The organism is Streptomyces griseus subsp. griseus (genome assembly GCF_003610995.1).
GTDB lineage: Bacteria > Actinomycetota > Actinomycetes > Streptomycetales > Streptomycetaceae > Streptomyces.
In genome coordinates, this window is the sequence record NZ_CP032543.1 from 3,662,757 (window position 1) to 3,681,145 (window position 18,389).

Below are 18,389 nucleotides of genomic sequence, written 5' to 3' on the forward strand. Positions count from 1 at the left end.
GGCTGGAATGGGCGTCCCGTCCCGTCGCAAGAAACGAACACATAGGGAGAGCCGTACGCATGGACAGCGACATCACCGGCACCGCCACCGCGCCGCAGGACAGGCAGGGCGGGGAGGGCGATGTGGATGCCGGTGCCTATGAGGTGCTGCGGCGGCGGCTCTCCGCGCAGGCCGGGGAGCTCGTGCGGCGGGCCGAGGCGCTCAACGCGCGGCGGACCGAGGAGTTCGGGTCGACCGAGCTGCGGCTGCTGGCCACCGAGCAGGTGCGCACCGAGCACGCCTCCGTCCCCCGCGACCTCATCGCCGTCGGCGGGCAGCTGCTCTTCGGCTTCGAGCGGGGGCCGGGCGCCCGGGGTGAGGCCGGGGTCGACGACGTGCTCCTCGTCAAGGACGCCGAATCCGAGGGCCCGGACAACGAGGGCCCGGATGCCGAGGGCCCGGATGCCGAGGGCCCGGATGCCGAGGGTCCGGACGCCGAAGGAGCACCGGGCCGCACGCCCACCCTCCTCGACGACGACGGCTTCCGGCGTGAGTTCTCCTCCCTCCACCGATACTTCCGCGACGCCCGGCTGCTCCGGCTGCGTCGCGTCAACGGGAAGCTGCTCGCCGTCTTCCGCACCGGCGAGAACGCCGAGGACATCCGGGTGCTCCGGTGGGGGCTCGGTGCGGACGGGTCGGCCGGGGCCTTCATCGACGCCCAGGGTGAGCGCGATCACGTCTTCCCGCCCTCGCACGACTTCGAGTGGACCGTCGCCGGGCGCGACGCCCACGTCCCGGGGCGCCACCCGCACATCGCCATCGGCAAGGGCGGCGGGCTCTTCGTCGACACGCTCGGGGGGACGCTCACCGTCAAGGTGAGCGATGACACCGAGTCGCCGGACGGGATCTACGAGGAGCCCGTCGACGAGCCGTTGCAGTCGCTGGCCGACGCGGACGTGGAGTACGCGGAGGTCGGACCGCTGGTGCTGCTGCGCGTGCGGCCGTACAAGGAGACGGGCTGGCGGCATCTGGTCTTCAACTCGCTGCTCTCCACCGTCCAGCGCCTCGACTCCATCGGGCCCGCCTGCCACCGGCTCCCCGAGGACCAGGGGATCATCTTCCCCGGCGGCTACTACCTCACCACCGGCACCGCGAAGACCTTCGACACGGCGGAGGAGCTGACCGAGCCGGTCTTCGAGGGTGTGGTGCGCTCGCCCAACGGGGAGGACGTGCTGTACGTCTTCCGCTCCCGCGACGGGGGGCGGAGTCTCCTCCTCCCGTACAACCTGATCCGCCAGGAGGTCGCCACCCCACTCACCGGACGTGGCCACGCCCTTCTGGACGACGGAACGTTGATCCTGCTGCGGGACAACCCGGACGGGCCGGCGCGGGTGCACCCGTTGCAGCGCTGGCAGACGCCGTACGTCTCCGAGACCTACGCCGCCGCCCGCCCGGCCGGGACCGGGCCGCTCGCCCGGACCGGCAACGCCGACCTCGTACGCGGCATCTCCGACTGCCTCGCGCTCGCCCATGGCGTACGGGACATGACGCCGACGACCGCCGTGTACGGGCAGCTCGCCGCCGACTGCGCCCGGGCCCAGGACCGCTACCACTGGCTGTCCGACCCCGAACTCGGGGCGCTCGCGCAGCCGTTGGGGGAGTTGCGGACCACCGCACAGCAGGTGCTGGCCGAGTTCACCGCCGTGCAGGAGCTGACGCGGCGGGCCGCCGACGCGCTGGAGGAGACCTCCACCCGCATCACCGCGCTCGTTCGCCGCGTGCGCGGCGAGGTGCCGGGGTCGGCCGCCGCGTGGGTGGAGCGGCTGACCGAACTCCGCCAAGCACACGGGCACTTGGCGACCATCAGCGAGATGCGGTACGCCGACACCGAGCGCATCGCGGAGCTGTCCGCCCGGACCGAGGACGACATCGACTCCGCCGCCCAGCGGGCCGTGTCGTTCCTCGCCCGGGAGGACGCCTTCGACGGGTACCACGAGGACATCTCGGGGCTCGTGGCCGATGCGGGTGCGCTCGCGACCGTGCGGGACGCCTCCGCCGTCACCGACCGGCTCGCCGCCATGACGGACGGGCTGGCCACGGTCACCGATGTGGTGGCCGGGCTGGAGATCGGTGACGCCACCGTGCGTACGTCGATCCTGGAGCGGATCGCGGAGGTGCTGGGCGGGGCCAACCGGGCCCGCGCCACGCTGGAGGCGCGGCGGCGGGAGCTGCTGTCGAAGGAGGGGCGGGCCGAGTTCGCCGCCGAGTTCGCGCTGCTCGGGCAGGCGGTGACGGGGGCGCTGGCCGCCGCCGACTCGCCGGAGGCGTGTGACGACCAACTGGCGCGGTTGCTTCTCCAGTTGGAGAACCTGGAGTCGCGGTTCGCGGAGTTCGACGACTTCCTCGCCGAGCTGGCCGAGCGGCGGAGTGAGGTGTACGACGCCTTCTCGGCCCGTAAGCAGACGCTCCAGGACGAGCGGGCGCGGCGGGCCGAGCGGCTGGCCGGGTCGGCGCAGCGGGTGCTGGAGACCATCGGCCGGCGTGTGGCCGCGCTCGCGGATCTGGACGCCGTCCACACGTACTTCGCCTCCGACCCGATGGTCGCCAAAGTTCGGCGGACCGCCGACGAGTTGCGCGAGCTGGGCGATCCGGTACGGGCGGAGGAGCTGGACGGGCGACTCAAGGCGGCCCGCCAGGAGGCCGGGCGGGCGCTGCGGGACCGCAGTGAGCTGTACGCGGACGGCGGCTCCGTCATCAAGCTGGGGCGGCACCGGTTCGCCGTCAACACCCAGCCGTTCGACCTGACGCTGGTGCCCTCCGGGGACCGCCTCGCCTTCGCGCTGACCGGGACCGACTACCGGGCCCCGGTCACCGACCCGGCCTTCGAGGCGACCCGCCCGTACTGGGAGCAGCTGCTGCCCTCGGAGTCGGCGGCCGTCTACCGGGGCGAGTATCTGGCGACCCGGCTGCTGGAGGAGCGGGGCGTCGCCCGTCTCGCCGCGCTGGACGACAGCGAACTGGCTCTGCTGGTACGGGAGTCGGCTGCCGAAGCGTACGACGAGGGGTACACCCGAGGCGTCCACGACGAGGACGCCACCGCCATCCTCCGCGCCCTGCTGCGCCTGCACACGGACGCGGGGCTGCTGCGCCACGAGCCCGCCGTCCGCGCGGCCGCCCAGCTCTTCTGGGCGTACGGGACGCAGGAGGAGCTGCGTGCTTCCTGGACCCGGCGCGCGGTCTCCCTGGCCCGGGCCCGTGACACCTTCGGCCTTGCCCCGGCCATCGCCGTACTCCAGGAGGAGTGGGCCTGCGCCATGGGCGAGTCCGGGGACGTCGTGCGGCCCGACGCCGTGGCCGCGTACCTCTTCGAGGAGCTGACCGGCGGGCCCGCCGGGTTCGTCGTGGGGTCCTCGATCCGCGCGTTCCTGGACGCGTTCCACCGGGCCGCCGGGCCCGGTGCGTACGGGGACGACCTCGCCGCTCTCGGCGGTGACCTGGCCGCCCGGAAGCAGCTCGTGGAGGGCTGGCTCACCCCGTACGCGGAGGCCACCGGCGCCGCCGTCGAACCCGGGGACCTCGCGGAGGCCGTGGCGGTCGAGCTCTGCCCGGAGCTGGAGCGGTACGGGTGCGACGCGCCGCTCACGGAGCGGGTGGAGGGCCTCCTCGGGGACCACCCGCGCATCGGAGGCGGCGGAGCCCTCACCGTACGGATCGATGAACTCCTGGCCCGTGCGGGGGAGTTCCGAAGGCGGACCGTGCCCGCCTTCCGCGCGTACCAGCGGCTGCGCACCTCGCTGGTGGCCGCCGAGCGCGGGCGGCTGCGGCTGGACGACCACCGGCCGCGCGTGATGTCGGCGTTCGTCCGCAACCGGCTGCTGGACGAGGTGTACCTGCCGCTGATCGGCGACAGCCTGGCCAAGCAGCTCGGCACCGCCGACGCCGACCGGCGCACCGACTCGCAGGGGCTGCTCCTGCTCGTCTCACCGCCCGGCTACGGGAAGACGACGCTGATGGAGTACGTCGCCGACCGGCTCGGGATGGTCCTCGTCAAGATCAGCGGGCCGAACCTGGGGCACGACGTGACCTCCCTCGACCCCGCCCAGGCACCGAGCGCGACCGCCCGGCAGGAGATCGAGAAGATCAACTTCGCGCTGGAGGCGGGCAACAACACGCTGCTGTATCTGGACGACATCCAGCACACCTCGCCCGAACTCCTCCAGAAGTTCATTCCGTTGTGCGACGCCACGCGCCGGATCGAGGGCGTACGGGACGGGGAGCCGCGCAGCTACGACCTGCGGGGCAAGCGGTTCGCGGTCTGCATGGCGGGCAACCCGTACACCGAGTCCGGCGAGCAGTTCCGGATCCCGGACATGCTGGCCAACCGGGCCGATGTGTGGAACCTGGGCGAGGTGCTCAGCGGGCGCGAGGACGTCTTCGCGCTGAGCTTCGTGGAGAACGCGCTGACCGCCAACCCGGTCCTCGCCCCGCTCGCCGCCCGCTCACGCGACGACCTGGCGCTGCTGGTCCGGCTGGCCGGCGGCAGCGATCCGGCGGCCCGCGCCGAACACCTGGAACACCCCTACTCGGCGAGCGAGTTGGAAGCCATCCTCGCCGTACTGCGTCATCTCCTCACCGCCCGTGACACCGTCCTCGCGGTGAACGCGGCGTACATCGCATCGGCCGCGCAGACGGACGCGACGCGCACCGAGCCACCGTTCCGGCTCCAGGGTTCGTACCGCAACATGAACAAGATCGCGGAGCGGATCGTGCCCGTCATGAACGGTGCCGAGCTCTCCGCCGTCGTCGGCGACCACTACGCGGGCGAGGCCCAGACGCTCACCACGGGCGCCGAGGCCAACCTGCTGAAGCTGGGCGCCCTGCGGGGCACGCTCACCGTCGAGCAGGCCGAGCGGTGGGCGGCGATCACCGCCTCGTACGTCCGCACGCAGGCGCTCGGCGGCCCGGACGGCGACCCGATGACCCGGGCCGTGGCCGCGCTGGGGCTGCTCGCGGACCGGATCGCGGCGGTGGAGACGGCGATCCAGCGGGCGGCGGACCCACGCCATCTGCTGGCGGGGCAGCCGAGTCCGAGTCAGCAGGGCGTGGTGAACCAGACCCCAGGGCCCGCGAGTCAGCAGGGGGCCATGAACCGGCCTCCCGGGGAACGGAGTCAGGAAGGGGCGATGAACCAGCCTCCTGGGGATCAGAACCGGCCAGCGCTCCAGAACCACCGTGCGAAGATCACAAACACTCCACACTGAGCAGGAAGACCGAGCCGGAAGGAGCGCGGCATGCTGGGTTTCGTGCCCCCACTTCCTCAGCAGCCAGGACGTCCGCAGCCAGGGCGGCCCTCTCCCACCGGCCACATGATCGTCTGCGGTGACGACGCGCTGGCGCGCCGGCTCGCCGTGGAGCTGCGCTTCGTCTACGGGGAGCGGGTCACCCTGCTCCTGCCACCCGGCCGCGACGCCAACAGCCCCGAGACGCCGCTGACCCAACGGGGGCGCGCGGCGGCCCTGTTCGGGCGGATGTCGGCGGCGATGAACCGCACCGCAGCCACGGGGAACGGGGGCGGCAACGACACCAACGCCGGAGTCGAGGCCGTCCGGATCATGGAGGCGCCCGAGCCCTCCGACGACGTGCTGGAGGAGGCGGGCGTCGACCGGGCGGCCGCCCTCGCCCTCGTCTACGACGACGACGAGCGCAACATCCGCGCCGCCCTCACCGCCCGGCGCCTCAACCCCCGCCTTCGGCTGGTGATCCGGCTCTACAACCGCAAGCTCGGCCTCCACCTGGAGGAGCTGCTGGACCAGGCGGCCGCCGTCGCCATGCCCGGCATCGACCCGGCCACCCTGGACGCCTCCACCACCGTCCTGTCCGACGCCGACACGGCGGCCCCCGCCCTCGCCGCCACCGCGCTCACCGGCAGCAGCAAGGTCGTCCAGGCCGAGGGGCTGCTCCTGCGCGCCGCCGAACGCCCGCCGCCGCGCCCCGGCCAGACGTCCGACCCGGGCCTGTGCACGCTCGCGCTGCTCTCCTCCACCACCAACGACCCGGCAGGGGCGGAGGGTTCGGAGACCAGCGGCGACGAGGCGCCCCAGCTCCTGCCCGACGAGGAGTCCGTGGCCGCGGCCGAAGGGCGCGGGACCGTCGTCCTGGAGGCGATCAGCCAGGCGGGCCCGGACCGTCCCGCGACCCGGATGGGCGGCCGGGGCGCCCCGCTCGCCAAGATCTTCTCCCGGCGGCTGCGCTGGTCCGCCTTAGGGTTCGTGCTGGCCGCGGTCGCCCTGGTGGTCGTCTCGGTCCTCACCACCGAGGACAGCCTGCTGCACTCCGCCTACCTCATCCTGCTGGACCTGCTGAGCATGAACGACCCGTCGGAGGACGGCACGACGGCCCGGAAGATCATCCAGATCTTCTCCGGGGTCGCCGGAATCCTCCTGCTCCCGCTGCTGATCGCCGCCGTCCTGGAGGCGTTCGGCACCCTGCGCACCGCCTCCTCGCTGCGCCGCCCGCCGCGCGGTCTGTCCGGGCATGTGGTGCTGCTCGGACTCGGCAAGATCGGTACGCGCGTCCTCGTACGCCTCCGCGAGCTGGACATACCGGTGGTCGTCGTGGAGGAGGACCCCGAGGCGCGGGGCATCCCGCTGGCCCGCTCCATGCACGTGCCGACCGTCATCGGCGATGTGACGCAGGAAGGCGTCCTGGAAGCGGCCAAGATCCGCCGCGCCCACGCCCTCCTCGCGCTCACCAGCATCGACACGACGAACCTGGAGGCGACGCTGTACGCGCGCTCGGTGAAGCCGGACCTGAGGGTGGCGTTGCGGCTGTACGACGACGAGTTCGCCACCGCCGTCTACCGCACCCTGCGCACCGCGCACCCCCAGGCCCTGACCCGCTCGCGGTCCGTCTCCCACCTGGCCGCGCCCTCCTTCGCGGTCGCCATGATGGGCCGTCAGATCATCGGCGCGGTCCCGGTGGAGCGGAAGGTGATGCTCTTCGCCGCCCTGGAGGTCGCGGGCCATCCGCAGCTGGAGGGGCGCACGGTGGAGCAGGCGTTCCGGGCGGGCGCGTGGCGGGTCTTGGCCATCGACGCGACCCCGCCCGCCGACCGCAACCCGGACCTCGCCGCACTCCCCCCGTACCCCCCGGAAGGCGGCACCCCGCCGCCCTCCGGCCTGGTCTGGGACCTGCACCCCGGGTATGTGCTGCGCGCCCAGGACCGGGTGGTGATCGCGGCCACCCGGCGGGGACTGGCGGAGTTGCTGCGACGGCAGCGGTCGGTGCTGCCGAGGCAGTAGAGGCGGACGGTTCGGTGGGGCAAGGTCCGTTTCCGGGGCCGGGCGCCTGCCGGAGCGGGCCCGTCACCTCGTGAGGGCTTGCGCATGTGCCTACCTGAACGTGCTCATCGCCTCCCGTACCTCCTCCAGCGTGGTCTCCGCGAGCGCGTTCGCCCGCTCGTTGCCGGTGCGCAGGACGGACCGTACGTACGTGAGGTCCGCCGTGTACGCCGCCCGCCGGGCCCGGTAGGGCGCCAGGTGGCTGTTGACCGCGTCGGTCACCGTCCGCTTGAGGGCGGCAGCTCCGCCGCTGCCGATCTCCGCCGCCACCTCGTGCGGGTCCCGCTCCAGGCAGAGCGCGGCCAGCAGGACCAGGGAGGAGACGCCGGGGCGGGTGTCGGGGTCGTAGGTGATGTGCCGGTCGGCGTCCGTGGTCGCGCCCTTGATCAGGCGGGCCGTCTCGTCGGCGGTGGCGCCGAGGGGGATGGAGTTGGCGCGGCTCTTGCTCATCTTGGTGCCGTCGGTGCCGAGGAGGAGGGGCGCGGCGGAGAGCAGGGCGTCGGGTTCCGGGAAGAGGTTCCCGTACCGCTCGTTGAAGCGGCGGGCGATGGTCCGGGTGAGTTCGAGGTGGGGCAGCTGGTCCTGGCCGACCGGGACCACGTTGCCCTTGCAGGAGAGGATGTCGGCCGCCTGGTGGACCGGGTAGGTGAGCATCAGCCCGCTGACCGCCGACTGCCGGGAGTGCGCGATCTCGTCCTTGACCGTGGGGTTCCGGCTCAGCTCCGCGACCGAGACGAGGCTCAGGAAGGGCAGCAGGAGCTGGTTGAGCGCGGGGACGGCGCTGTGGTTGAAGACGGTGGACCGGGCGGGGTCGATACCGAGGGCCAGATGATCGAGGAGCAGCCCGTCGGTGTACTCCCCCAGTCGCTCGGCGGTGTCCCGGTCGGTGAGGACCTGGTAGTCGGGGATGAGGATCATGACGTCGACGCCGAGGTCCTGGAGGCGGACCCGGTTGCGCAGGGTGCCGAAGTAGTGGCCGAGGTGGAGGGGGCCGGTGGGGCGGTCGCCGGTAAGGACCCGGAAGCGGCCGGGGTCCTGGGCGATGCGATGCTCCAGGCCGGCGCTGCGGAGTTCGGCGGGGGCGGTGGTCACGGTCGCGGTCATGGCGGGGGTCTCCTCGCGGGTGGTGGGTGCGTGGAGGACGGCCCGGGCGGTGGGGGCGTGCGGTGCCCCGTTCCCGTACATCGCGCTCGGAAGAAGGCAGCGAAAAGGGCCGTCCATGGTGAACGGCCCTGATTTCCGTGCAGACAGATGCTGCGGCCGCTCCTAGGAGGAGCGCCACCAGTTTCGGCACGGTACGGAGTTCATATGGTCAGTGTATCCACCATGGGCTCACGCGGCGGCTATTTGTCCGCGTGCCCGCCCACGTAGAAGAGGATCCAGATGAAGCCCGCGAAGAGGTGCGTCGCGAAGATGTAGACGAAGACGCGCAGGGCGACGCCCCGCGCCTTCCAGCTCTCGCTGTCGCTGCCGCTGTCTCTCTCGCTCATGATCCGCGTCCCTCCCCCTCCCCCGCACGTCCCGGCCGGTACCGATCCGTGCCCGGCACCGCGCGGAACGGCCCCGACAGCGTACGCCGGACCCCCGCCCGTACCGGCGGAATGTGACGACATGCACCGGTCAGCGCCTTCGGCTCTACTGAGATTTCATGAGCCACCTTCCGTTCGACGACACGACCGACTTCACGAACGCCGACCGCGGGTTCGTCACCGCCCTCAACCCCGCCGTGATCACCTCGGACGACGGCCGGGTGATCTGGGACAACGACGGTTACGCCTTCCTCGACGCAGCGTGCCCGGACACCGCCCACCCGAGCCTCTGGCGGCAGGCCCAGCTCTGTGCGCGGCAGGGGCTGTACGAGGTCACCGAGGGCATCTACCAGGTGCGTGGACTCGATCTGTCGAACATGACCGTCGTCGAGGGCGAGCGCGGGATCATCGTCATCGACCCACTGATCTCGGCCGAGACCGCCGCCGCCGCGCTCGCGCTCTACCGGGGCCACCGCGGCGACCGGCCCGTCACGGCGCTGATCTACACCCACTCCCACGGCGACCACTTCGGCGGCGCGCGCGGGGTGCTGCCGCGCGGGACGGAGGACGGCGTTCCGGTGCTCGCCCCCGCCGGCTTCCTGGAGCACGCGGTCAGCGAGAACGTCTACGCGGGCAACGCCATGACGCGGCGGGCCATGTACATGTACGGCGACCGGCTCGCCAAGGCCCCCGACGGACAGATCGGCGCCGGGCTCGGCATGACCACCTCCACCGGCACGATGACGCTGATCCCGCCGACCGTGGACATCACGCACACGGGCCAGGAGGAGGTACTCGACGGCGTACGGATCGTCTTCCAGCTCACCCCGGGCACCGAGGCGCCGGCCGAGATGAACTTCCTCTTCCCGGACCGCCGCGCGCTCTGCCTGGCCGAGAACGCGACGCACAACATGCACAACATCGTGACCCTGCGCGGGGCCGTCGTCCGCGACGCGCGGATCTGGTCGCGCTATCTCGACGAGGCCGTCGACCTGTTCGGCGACGCGACGGACGTCGCCTTCGCGTCACACCACTGGCCCACCTGGGGCCGGGAGGGTCTACCGGCGGCTGGGGCACGGCGCGGAGAACGGGCCCTGGCGCAACTTCTATCTGATGGGCGCCAAGGAACTCGACGAGGGCGCGGGCACCACCGAGCTGGACGCCGCGAACCCCGAGATGGCGATGGCGCTGACCGTGGAGCAGCTCGTCGACTCGCTCGCCGTACGGGTCGACGGGCCGCGCGCCTGGGACACGGAGCTGGTGATCGACCTCGTCGTGACAGACAGCCCCGCCGCTCCCGCCCGGCACCGGCTCACGCTGCACAACGGGGCCCTCACCCACCGCACGGTCGATCCGTCCGGCTCCGGGGCCCCGGCGGGGCTGACCCTGACCCTCACCAAGCCACAGCTGCTCTCCGTGCTGGCGGGCGGCGGCTTCGACGGGATCGAGAGGAGCGGTGACACGTCCCTGCTCGGCGACCTGTTCGCCGTACTCGTGGAACCGGACAGGTCGTTCCCCATCGTGACGCCCCAGGTGGCCCGTGACGCCACGCCTGAGGTGGCCCGTGAAGGGTGAAATTCCTGTTCAGAGGGGTGGTCGGCGGAAGGGAATAGGTCGCGGGGGCGTCCCGTTGTAGGGTGTAGTTCAACGTTCAACCAACTCTGGTCCGACCACTTTCGGATCACCCCGCGACCCTCAGGAGGCGGACGCCATGCAGTTCGGGATCTTCACCGTCGGAGACGTCACCACCGACCCGACCACCGGCCGGACGCCCACCGAGAACGAGCGGATCAAGGCGACCCTGGCCATCGCGCGGAAGGCCGAGGAGGTCGGCCTGGACGTCTTCGCGACCGGCGAGCACCACAACCCGCCGTTCGTCCCGTCCTCCCCGACGACGACGCTCGGCTACATCGCCGCCCGCACCGAGAACCTGATCCTGTCCACGTCCACCACCCTGATCACCACCAACGACCCAGTGAAGATCGCCGAGGACTACGCCACCCTCCAGCACCTCGCGGACGGCCGCGTCGACCTGATGATGGGCCGTGGCAACACCGGCCCGGTCTACCCGTGGTTCGGCAAGGACATCCGCCAGGGCATCCCGATGGCCATCGAGAACTACGCCCTGCTGCACCAGCTGTGGCGCGAGGACGTCGTGGACTGGGAGGGCAAGTTCCGTACGCCGCTCCAGTCCTTCACCGCCACCCCGCGCCCGCTGGACGGCGTCCCGCCGTTCGTCTGGCACGGCTCCATCCGCTCCCCCGAGATCGCGGAACAGGCCGCGTACTACGGGGACGGGTTCTTCCACAACAACATCTTCTGGCCGATGGAGCACACGAAGAAGATGGTCTCGCTGTACCGGCGGCGTTACGCCCACTACGGTCACGGCACCGCCGAACAGGCCATCGTCGGGCTCGGCGGCCAGGTGTTCATGCGGAAGAACTCGCAGGACGCGGTACGGGAGTTCCGCCCGTACTTCGACAACGCGCCGGTCTACGGCCACGGCCCGTCCCTGGAGGAGTTCACCCGCGAGACCCCGCTGACGGTGGGCTCCCCGCAGGAGGTCATCGAGCGGACGCTGACCTTCCGGGACGCGGTCGGCGACTACCAGCGGCAGCTGTTCCTGATGGACCACGCGGGACTCCCGCTGAAGACGGTCCTGGAGCAGTTGGACATCCTCGGCGAGGAAGTCGTGCCCGTGCTGCGCAAGGAGTTCGCCAACCTGCGGCCGGCCGGTGTGCCGGAATCCGCGCCCGTCCACCCGGCGGTCGCCGCCGCCCGCACCTCCCGGACCTCCGGGACGAGCTCCCGTGCGCCCGAGAAGACCTCCCGTACACCCGAGAAGAAGGGGGCATGACCTCCGTGTTCACCACCGCTCCCCTGCGCGTCGTGGCCGTATCGGCCGGGCTCAGCCAGCCGTCCTCCACCCGGCTGCTGGCCGACCGGCTGGCCGCCGCCACCCGCGAGCGCCTCGCTGCCGAGCAGGACCGGAATGTCGAGGTCCACGTGGTCGAACTCCGCGACCTCGCCGTGGACATCGCCCACCACCTGGTCAGCGGGTTCCCGTCGGCCAAGCTGCGGGAGGCGATCGACGCGGTGACGGAGGCGGACGGGCTGATCGCCGTGACACCGGTGTTCACCGCCTCGTACAGCGGTCTGTTCAAGTCGTTCTTCGACCTGGTCGACCACACGGCGCTGACCGGCAAGCCCGTCGTGATCGCCGCGACGGGCGGTACGGCCCGCCACTCGCTGGTCCTGGAGCACGCGCTGCGCCCGCTCTTCGCCTATCTGCGGGCCGTCACCGTACCGACGTCCGTCTACGCCGCCTCCGAGGACTGGGGCTCCTCCGGCGACGAGTACACCGAGGGCCTGCCGTCCCGGATCCGCCGCGCGGGCGGCGAGCTGGCCTCGGCGGTCCTGGGCCGCACGGTCTCCGGGGCCTCCCGGACGCCGGGCCTGGACGACGGGGAGGACGCGGTCGTCCCCTTCGAGCAGCAGCTCGCGGACCTGCGGGTGGACTGAGCCCGGCTGCGGGCCCGCGTGCCTGCGGCTGGGCTGAACCGGGTGGGTCCGGTCCGGGCCCACCCGACCCCGCCCTATTGTCCGGTTTGATTACAGTGAGGGCGGATGCGGTGACGCATCCGTTCCGATCCGGACCGAGCTGGAGGCACATATGGGCAGGATCGTCGTGGGTGTGGACGGGTCCGATCCCTCGATCAAGGCACTGCACTGGGCCGTACGCCAGGCCGAGCTGACCGGTGACACCGTGGAGGCCGTGAACAGCTGGGAGTATCCCGCGACCAGCTGGGCCTCGATGATGCCGGGCCTGCCGGCGGACTTCGACCCGCAGGAGCTGGCCACCGTCTCCCTCAACGAGGCGCTGGAGGAGGCGCTCGGCGCCGAAGGAGCGGCCGCGATCAGCAAGATCGTGGTCATCGGCAACCCCGCCCAGTCGCTGCTGGACCGCGCCAGGGGCGCCAACCTGCTCGTCGTGGGCGCCCGTGGCCGCAGCGGTCTCAAGGCGACGCTGCTCGGCTCGGTCAGCCTCCACGTCGCGCAGCACTCGCCGTGCCCGGTCACGGTGGTGCGCGACTGAGGGACCCCGTTGTCAGTGGGTCCTCCTATCGTGTGGTCATGACCCCTGCTCTGTTCGGGCGCGACCACCCCGCAGGCATCCTCCGCTCGGAGATCGTCCGGGCCACGGAGAGCCACGGCGGGCTCGTGCTGGTCACGGGCGAGGCCGGGATCGGGAAGACCACCCTCGTCACCGACGCCGCCCACGAGGCGCGGCGGTGCGGGGCGCTGGTGGTCGGCGGTTCCTGCTGGGACTCCGACAGCACCCCCGGCTACTGGCCCTGGGTGCAGGTGCTGCGCGGCCTGCGCCGCTCGGCCACGGCGGCGCAGTGGGCGGCGGCCCAGGAGGCGGCGGACGGACGGCTCGGCGTCCTCCTGGGGGACGCGACGGGCGGCGGCACGGCCGCGGGAGATGCGGACGGGGACGGGGCGTCCGGTCCCGGCGGGGCCTCGTCCGACGGTCACGAGGCCTTCGGGCTGTACGACGCGGTGACCACGGCCCTCGTCACCGTCTCCCAGAGCCGCCCGCTGGTGGTGGTCCTGGACGACCTCCACAGCGCCGACCCGGCCTCGCTCCGGCTGCTCGAATTCGCCGCCCAGCACGCCTGGTTCGAGCGGCTGCTGCTCATCGGCACCTACCGGGACGTCGAGGTGGAGGCACCCGGCCACCCGCTCCAGCAGCTGATCCTGCCCCTCGTCTCGCGCGCCTCGGCCACCCTCACGCTGACCGGCCTGGGCCGTGACGAGGTGGGCGCGCTGATGACCGTGACGACGGGCCGCGAGCCCGAGCCCCGGCTGGTCGACGAGGTCCACCGGCGCACCGGCGGCAACCCGTTCTTCGTGGAGCAGACGGCCCGGCTCTGGCACAGCGGCAGCCCTGTCTCCACCATCCCGCCCGGGGTGCGGGAGGCGGTCCGGCAGCGGCTGAGCCAGCTGCCGGATCCGGTCGTCTCGCTGCTGACCACCGCCGCCGTGCTCGGCCGGGAGTTCCGCCGCCAGGTGCTGGCCGTGGTGCACGGCTCGCCCGTCCCCAGGTGGAGCGGCTGCTGGAGTCGGCGATCGTCGCCCGGGTCGTCGTCCCGCGCCCCTCGGGGGGTTACGCCTTCGCCCACGACCTGCTCCGCGAGACGCTGTACGCCTCCCTCGGGGACGCGGACGCCCGCCGCCGCCACGCCGCCGCCGTACGGGCGCTGGACGCGCACGGCGGACTCGACGACGGGGTGCGGCCCGGGGACCTCGCCCGCCACGCCCACCTGGCCGGGGGAGAGCTGGAGCGCGACCGCCGGATCGATCTGCTGCTCGCCGCCGCCCGGGACGCCTCGGGGCGCCTCGCCGACGAGGAGGCCATCGGCCACTACCGCCGTGCCCTCACGCTGGCGTCGGGGGAGCCGGGAGCGGGCGGTGCGGTGGGGGACGGGGCGACAGGGAGCGGGGTGGGCGGGGAATCCCTTGGGCCGGGGCCGGGCGGGGGATCGCCGGGGCGTGGGCCGGGTGCGGGGGCGACGGGGAGCGGGCCGGGTGGCGCACCTCCCGGGCCTGGGCCGGGTGCGGGGGCGACGGGGAGCGGGCCGGGTGCGGGTCCCCCGGGGCCGGGGCCCGATCGGCGCCGGGCCGCGCTCATCTGCCTCGACCTCGGTGAACAGCTGCGGCATGCCGGGGAGGCCGCCGAGGCGGGCCGCCTGCTGGACCGGGCCGTCGACCTGGCCCGGGAGCTGGACGATCCCGAGCTGCTGGCCCGGGTCGCGATCACCCTGTACCGCCGGGGCACGCTGGGCGACGGTGAGGCGTTCATGGTGGCGTTCCTGGGCGAGGCGCACCGCAAGGTCACCGGCAAGGACGGGCAGGACAGCCTCTCCGCCGACCGGCTCGCGCAGGAGCTGGCCATCCACATCATGGCCCTCGCCCGCGACGGCTCCGACGACGAGGCCCTCGCCTTCTCGCTCTGGGCGCGCCACGACTCCGTATGGGGTCCGGGCTCGGCGGTGGAGCGGCTCGGGCTGACCGACGAGATGGCCGTCGTCGGCCGCCGCACCCAGAACCTGGACATGGAGCTGCACGCCACCTCGATGCGGTGGGTGGCCCTGCTGGAGCTCGGCGACCCGGCCTTCATCGACCAGTACCGCAGGTTCATCCGGGCCGCCGAGCGCTCGGCGCTGCCCCGGTTCGCCCTGGCCGTGGCAGTCGACGGCAGCCTGATCGCCTCGCTCCAGGGCCGGTTCACCGAGGCCGCCGACGCGCTCAGCGGTGAGGAGCTCGGTCTGGAGGGCGAGGACCACGAGACGTTCGGCTTCATGGGGTGCCATCTGCACTGGTCCCTGCACCTGTTGCGCGGGCGGTTCGCGGAGGCGGAGAAGGTCCTCGCCGCGCTGCCGGGCGCCCGGTATCCGTATCCCGGGCTGCTGGAGGCGCTCACCGCGGTGGAGCAGGGCGACGCGGCTCCGGCCCTGCGCCTGATCGCCGAGCAGTCGGACCGCGCGGCCCCCTATCCGCGGGCGTTCATGCCACTCTGGCTCCGGCTGCTGGCCCAGGCGGCCGCGACGACCGGCGACCGGCGCCTGATCACCCGCGCCGAGGACGAGCTCACGCCCTACACCGGCCAGTGGGTCGTCTCGCTGTACGGGTGCGACATCGGCGGCCCCGTCGACCTCTGGCTCGGGATGCTCGCCGCCGCGCGGGACGACCGGGACGCGGCGGTGGCCGCGCTCACCGAGGCCGCCGCCTCCGCGGACCGCCTCGGCGCCCGCCCCTGGGCCGTACGGGCCCGGCTGCACCTCGCCCGTTCCCTCCTCGCCCGCGCGGAGCCGGGCGACACCGGCCGGGCCCGCGCGCTGCTGGCCGAAGTGGGTCGGGAGACCGACGAGTTGGGCCTGCACCACCTGGCCGCCGAAAGCCCCGCCCCCGCGCACTCCCGCCGGCCACCGACCGCTCCCCCGCTCCTGAAGCTGCCGCTCCCGCACCCGTAGCCCCCGCCGCCGAGTTCCGCCGCGACGGTTCCGTATGGCAGCTGCGCTGGGACGGGCGGACCGTGCATGTCCCCGACGCCAAGGGGCTGCGGGACCTGCACAGCCTGCTGGGGCTGCCCGGGGCCGACGTCCCGGCCGTGGAGCTGCTCGCCCCCGAGGGCGGCAACGTCGTGGTCGCCGCCGGACGGATGGGCGGCGACCCGGTCCTCGACGAGGAGGCCAAGCGCCGGTACAAGGAACATCTGGACCGGCTGGACGCCGAGATAGACCGCGCGGCGGCACGGAACGACACCCCGCAGGTCGAGGCGTACGACCGGGAGCGGCAGGCCCTCCTGGACCAGCTGCGCACCGCGGCGGGGCTCGGTGGCCGGAGCCGCCGCCTGGACGACCGGACCGAGCGGGCCCGTAAGACGGTCACCGCCCGGATCCGCGACACCCTGCGCAAGCTGGACTCCCTCCACCCCGAACTGGCGGCGCACCTGAGGGAGTCCGTGACCACCGGAACCACCTGCGCCTACCGCCCGGGCCAGGCGCCGGACTGGCGCCTGTGACCTGGGCCGACGGCCGGTGACCCCGGCGCCGATCCGGCGCCGGGGTCACCGACATCACCTGCTCGTCGGCCACGCCCGGCCGGTCACCTGCGGTTGTAGAGCCTCATCGTCACGACACCGAACACAGCCATGATCGCCCCGGCCCACCCCAGCGACCAGGCGATGTCGGATGCGGGCCAGTTGCCCGCCATCAGCTCGCGTACCGCCGTGGCCAGATGGGTGATCGGGCTGTTGTTCACGAAGGCCTGCAGCCAGCCCGGCATCGTCCTCGGGTCGACGAAGACGTTGCTGAGGAAGGTCAGCGGGAAGATCACCATCATGCTGACGCCCATCACGGACTTCTCCGTGCGCAGCAGCAGCCCGAACATGGTCCAGATCCACGAGAACGCGAACGCGAAGACCAGCAGCAGGGCCACCCCCGCCAGCATCCCGAGCACTCCGCCGTCCGGCCGGAAGCCGATGATCATGCCGACCGTCAGCATCACCACCGAGGCGAGCACATAGCGCAGGACGTCGCCGAGCAGATAGCCGACCATCGGCGCGGGCCGCCAGATCGGCAGCGTACGGAACCGGTCGAAGACGCCCTTGGTGATGTCGGTGTTGACCGAGACGCCGGTGTACATCGTGATCATCACGACGCTCATCACCAGGATGCCGGGCAGCAGGAACTGGATGTACTCCTGTGTGGAGCCGGCCAGCGCCCCTCCGAAGAGGTACGTGTACATCAGGACCAGCATGATCGGAAAAGCCGTCACATCGAAGAGCTGCTCCGGCACATGCTTGATCTTCAGCATGGCGCGCCAGCCGAAGGTGAGGGAGGCCGACAGCGCGCTGGGTCTCGGCGGCCGGTCCAGGCCGACCAGGAGGGCCGAGAGACGCTCCTGGTCCGGCGGGGCGAGCGCGACGTCTTCCAGCTCCGTCTTGGTGGTCGCGGTGCTCATGCCGCCACTCCCTTCTTGTCCGTGAGAGCGAGGAAGACCTCGTCGAGGCTGGGCTGTCCCAGCGAGAAGTTGTCGACCGTGATGCCGGAGCGGGCCAGCTCGGCCAGGGCCCGTGCCGCCTGTTCCGCCGCGCCCCGGTCGGAGCCGTGCGCGTCGACCCGGGCGGTCAGCGCCACCGGGTCCGCGTCCAGCTGGACCGTGGCGTCGAGTTCGAGCGACAGCACCCGCTCGGCCTCGGGCCGCTGGGCGGCGTCGCGCAGCCGCAGGTGGACGGTGCCGGAGCCGACGGAGGCCTTGAGCTCGCCCTTGGTGCCCTCGGCGATCACCCGGCCGTGGTCGATCACGGCGATCCGGGAGGCCAGCTGGTCGGCCTCGTCGAGATACTGCGTGGTCAGCAGGACCGTGGTGCCGTGGGCGACGACCGCGCGCACGATGTCCCAGACCTGGTTGCGGCTGCGCGGGTCGAGTCCGGTGGTCGGCTCGTCCAGGAAGAGCAGGTCGGGGGTGTTGAGGATGGAGGCGGCGATGTCGATGCGGCGTCGCATGCCTCCCGAGTAGTTCTTCACCTGCTTGCCGGCCGCCTCGGTCAGCCCGAACCCTTCGAGCAGCTGGGCCGCCCGGTCACGGGCCGCCGTCCTGGAGTGGCCCAGGAGGCGGGCGAGCAGGATGAGGTTCTCGTTGCCGGTCAGGTCCTCGTCGACCGAGGCGTACTGCCCGGTGAGACTGACCCGGCTGCGGACCGCGTCGGCTTCCTTCACCACGTCCTTGCCGAACACCCGGGCCGATCCGTCGTCCGGGCGCAGCAGCGTCGCGAGCATCCGGACGGTGGTGGTCTTCCCGGCACCGTTGGGTCCGAGGACCCCGTAGACGGTGCCGGTCGGGACCGCGAGGTCGACGCCGTCCACCGCGCGGTTCTCGCCGAAGACCTTCACCAGCCCCGTGGTCTCGATGGCCAGTTCAGTGCTCATGAATCCATTCCTTGTGCGTCGTCGTCGAAGTTCGGGGCGTGGAG

General features: G+C 72.5%; 9 protein-coding genes and 2 pseudogenes. 7 read left to right on the top strand and 4 right to left on the bottom strand.

The genetic code is table 11. From position 1 onward, the window contains the following. The first annotated feature begins 59 nt into the window (after nucleotides 1-59). On the top strand, nucleotides 60-5,240 hold the full coding sequence (locus D6270_RS16315) for a DNA repair ATPase (protein ID WP_109164751.1): 5,181 nt from the start codon (nucleotides 60-62) through the stop codon (nucleotides 5,238-5,240). Between the two features lie 30 nt (nucleotides 5,241-5,270). After that, nucleotides 5,271-7,280, top strand: a complete 2,010-nt coding sequence (locus tag D6270_RS16320) for an NAD-binding protein (protein WP_109164750.1) — start codon at nucleotides 5,271-5,273, stop codon at nucleotides 7,278-7,280. A 90-nt stretch (nucleotides 7,281-7,370) separates the two neighbouring features. Here D6270_RS16320 and trpS read toward each other — a convergent pair whose 3' ends face one another. Then, on the bottom strand, nucleotides 7,371-8,423 hold the full coding sequence (trpS, locus tag D6270_RS16325; protein WP_109167410.1) for a tryptophan--tRNA ligase: 1,053 nt from the start codon (nucleotides 8,421-8,423) through the stop codon (nucleotides 7,371-7,373). A gap of 239 nt (nucleotides 8,424-8,662) precedes the next feature. Then, nucleotides 8,663-8,809: a DUF6126 family protein gene (locus tag D6270_RS33135; protein WP_202418689.1), complete on the bottom strand. Its 147-nt coding sequence runs from the start codon at nucleotides 8,807-8,809 to the stop codon at nucleotides 8,663-8,665. A gap of 158 nt (nucleotides 8,810-8,967) precedes the next feature. On the opposite strand from D6270_RS33135, the pseudogene D6270_RS16330 reads away from it, so the two are divergent. From D6270_RS16330 to D6270_RS16350, 5 genes and pseudogenes are all read left to right on the top strand, one after another. Continuing rightward, a pseudogene (locus D6270_RS16330) lies at nucleotides 8,968-10,423 on the top strand (alkyl/aryl-sulfatase). 136 nt (nucleotides 10,424-10,559) lie between these two features. Further along, nucleotides 10,560-11,705 (top strand): LLM class flavin-dependent oxidoreductase, encoded by a 1,146-nt coding sequence (locus D6270_RS16335; protein ID WP_109164749.1) that lies wholly within the window; start codon nucleotides 10,560-10,562, stop codon nucleotides 11,703-11,705. Nucleotides 11,706-11,710: 5 nt separating this feature from the next. Next, entirely contained in the window at nucleotides 11,711-12,370 is a 660-nt protein-coding gene (locus D6270_RS16340; protein ID WP_109167409.1) for an FMN reductase, read from the top strand. Nucleotides 12,371-12,521: 151 nt separating this feature from the next. Then, on the top strand, nucleotides 12,522-12,944 hold the full coding sequence (locus D6270_RS16345) for a universal stress protein (RefSeq protein ID WP_109164748.1): 423 nt from the start codon (nucleotides 12,522-12,524) through the stop codon (nucleotides 12,942-12,944). A 38-nt stretch (nucleotides 12,945-12,982) separates the two neighbouring features. After that, a pseudogene (locus tag D6270_RS16350) lies at nucleotides 12,983-16,436 on the top strand (ATP-binding protein). Between the two features lie 83 nt (nucleotides 16,437-16,519). On the opposite strand, the gene D6270_RS16355 reads toward D6270_RS16350, so the two are convergent. Beyond that, on the bottom strand, nucleotides 16,520-17,377 hold the full coding sequence (locus D6270_RS16355; RefSeq protein ID WP_109164747.1) for an ABC transporter permease: 858 nt from the start codon (nucleotides 17,375-17,377) through the stop codon (nucleotides 16,520-16,522). Then, nucleotides 17,374-18,345, bottom strand: a complete 972-nt coding sequence (locus D6270_RS16360; RefSeq protein ID WP_109164746.1) for an ATP-binding cassette domain-containing protein — start codon at nucleotides 18,343-18,345, stop codon at nucleotides 17,374-17,376. Before D6270_RS16360 ends, D6270_RS16355 begins: the two co-directional genes overlap by 4 nt. Nucleotides 18,346-18,389 lie beyond the last annotated feature (44 nt).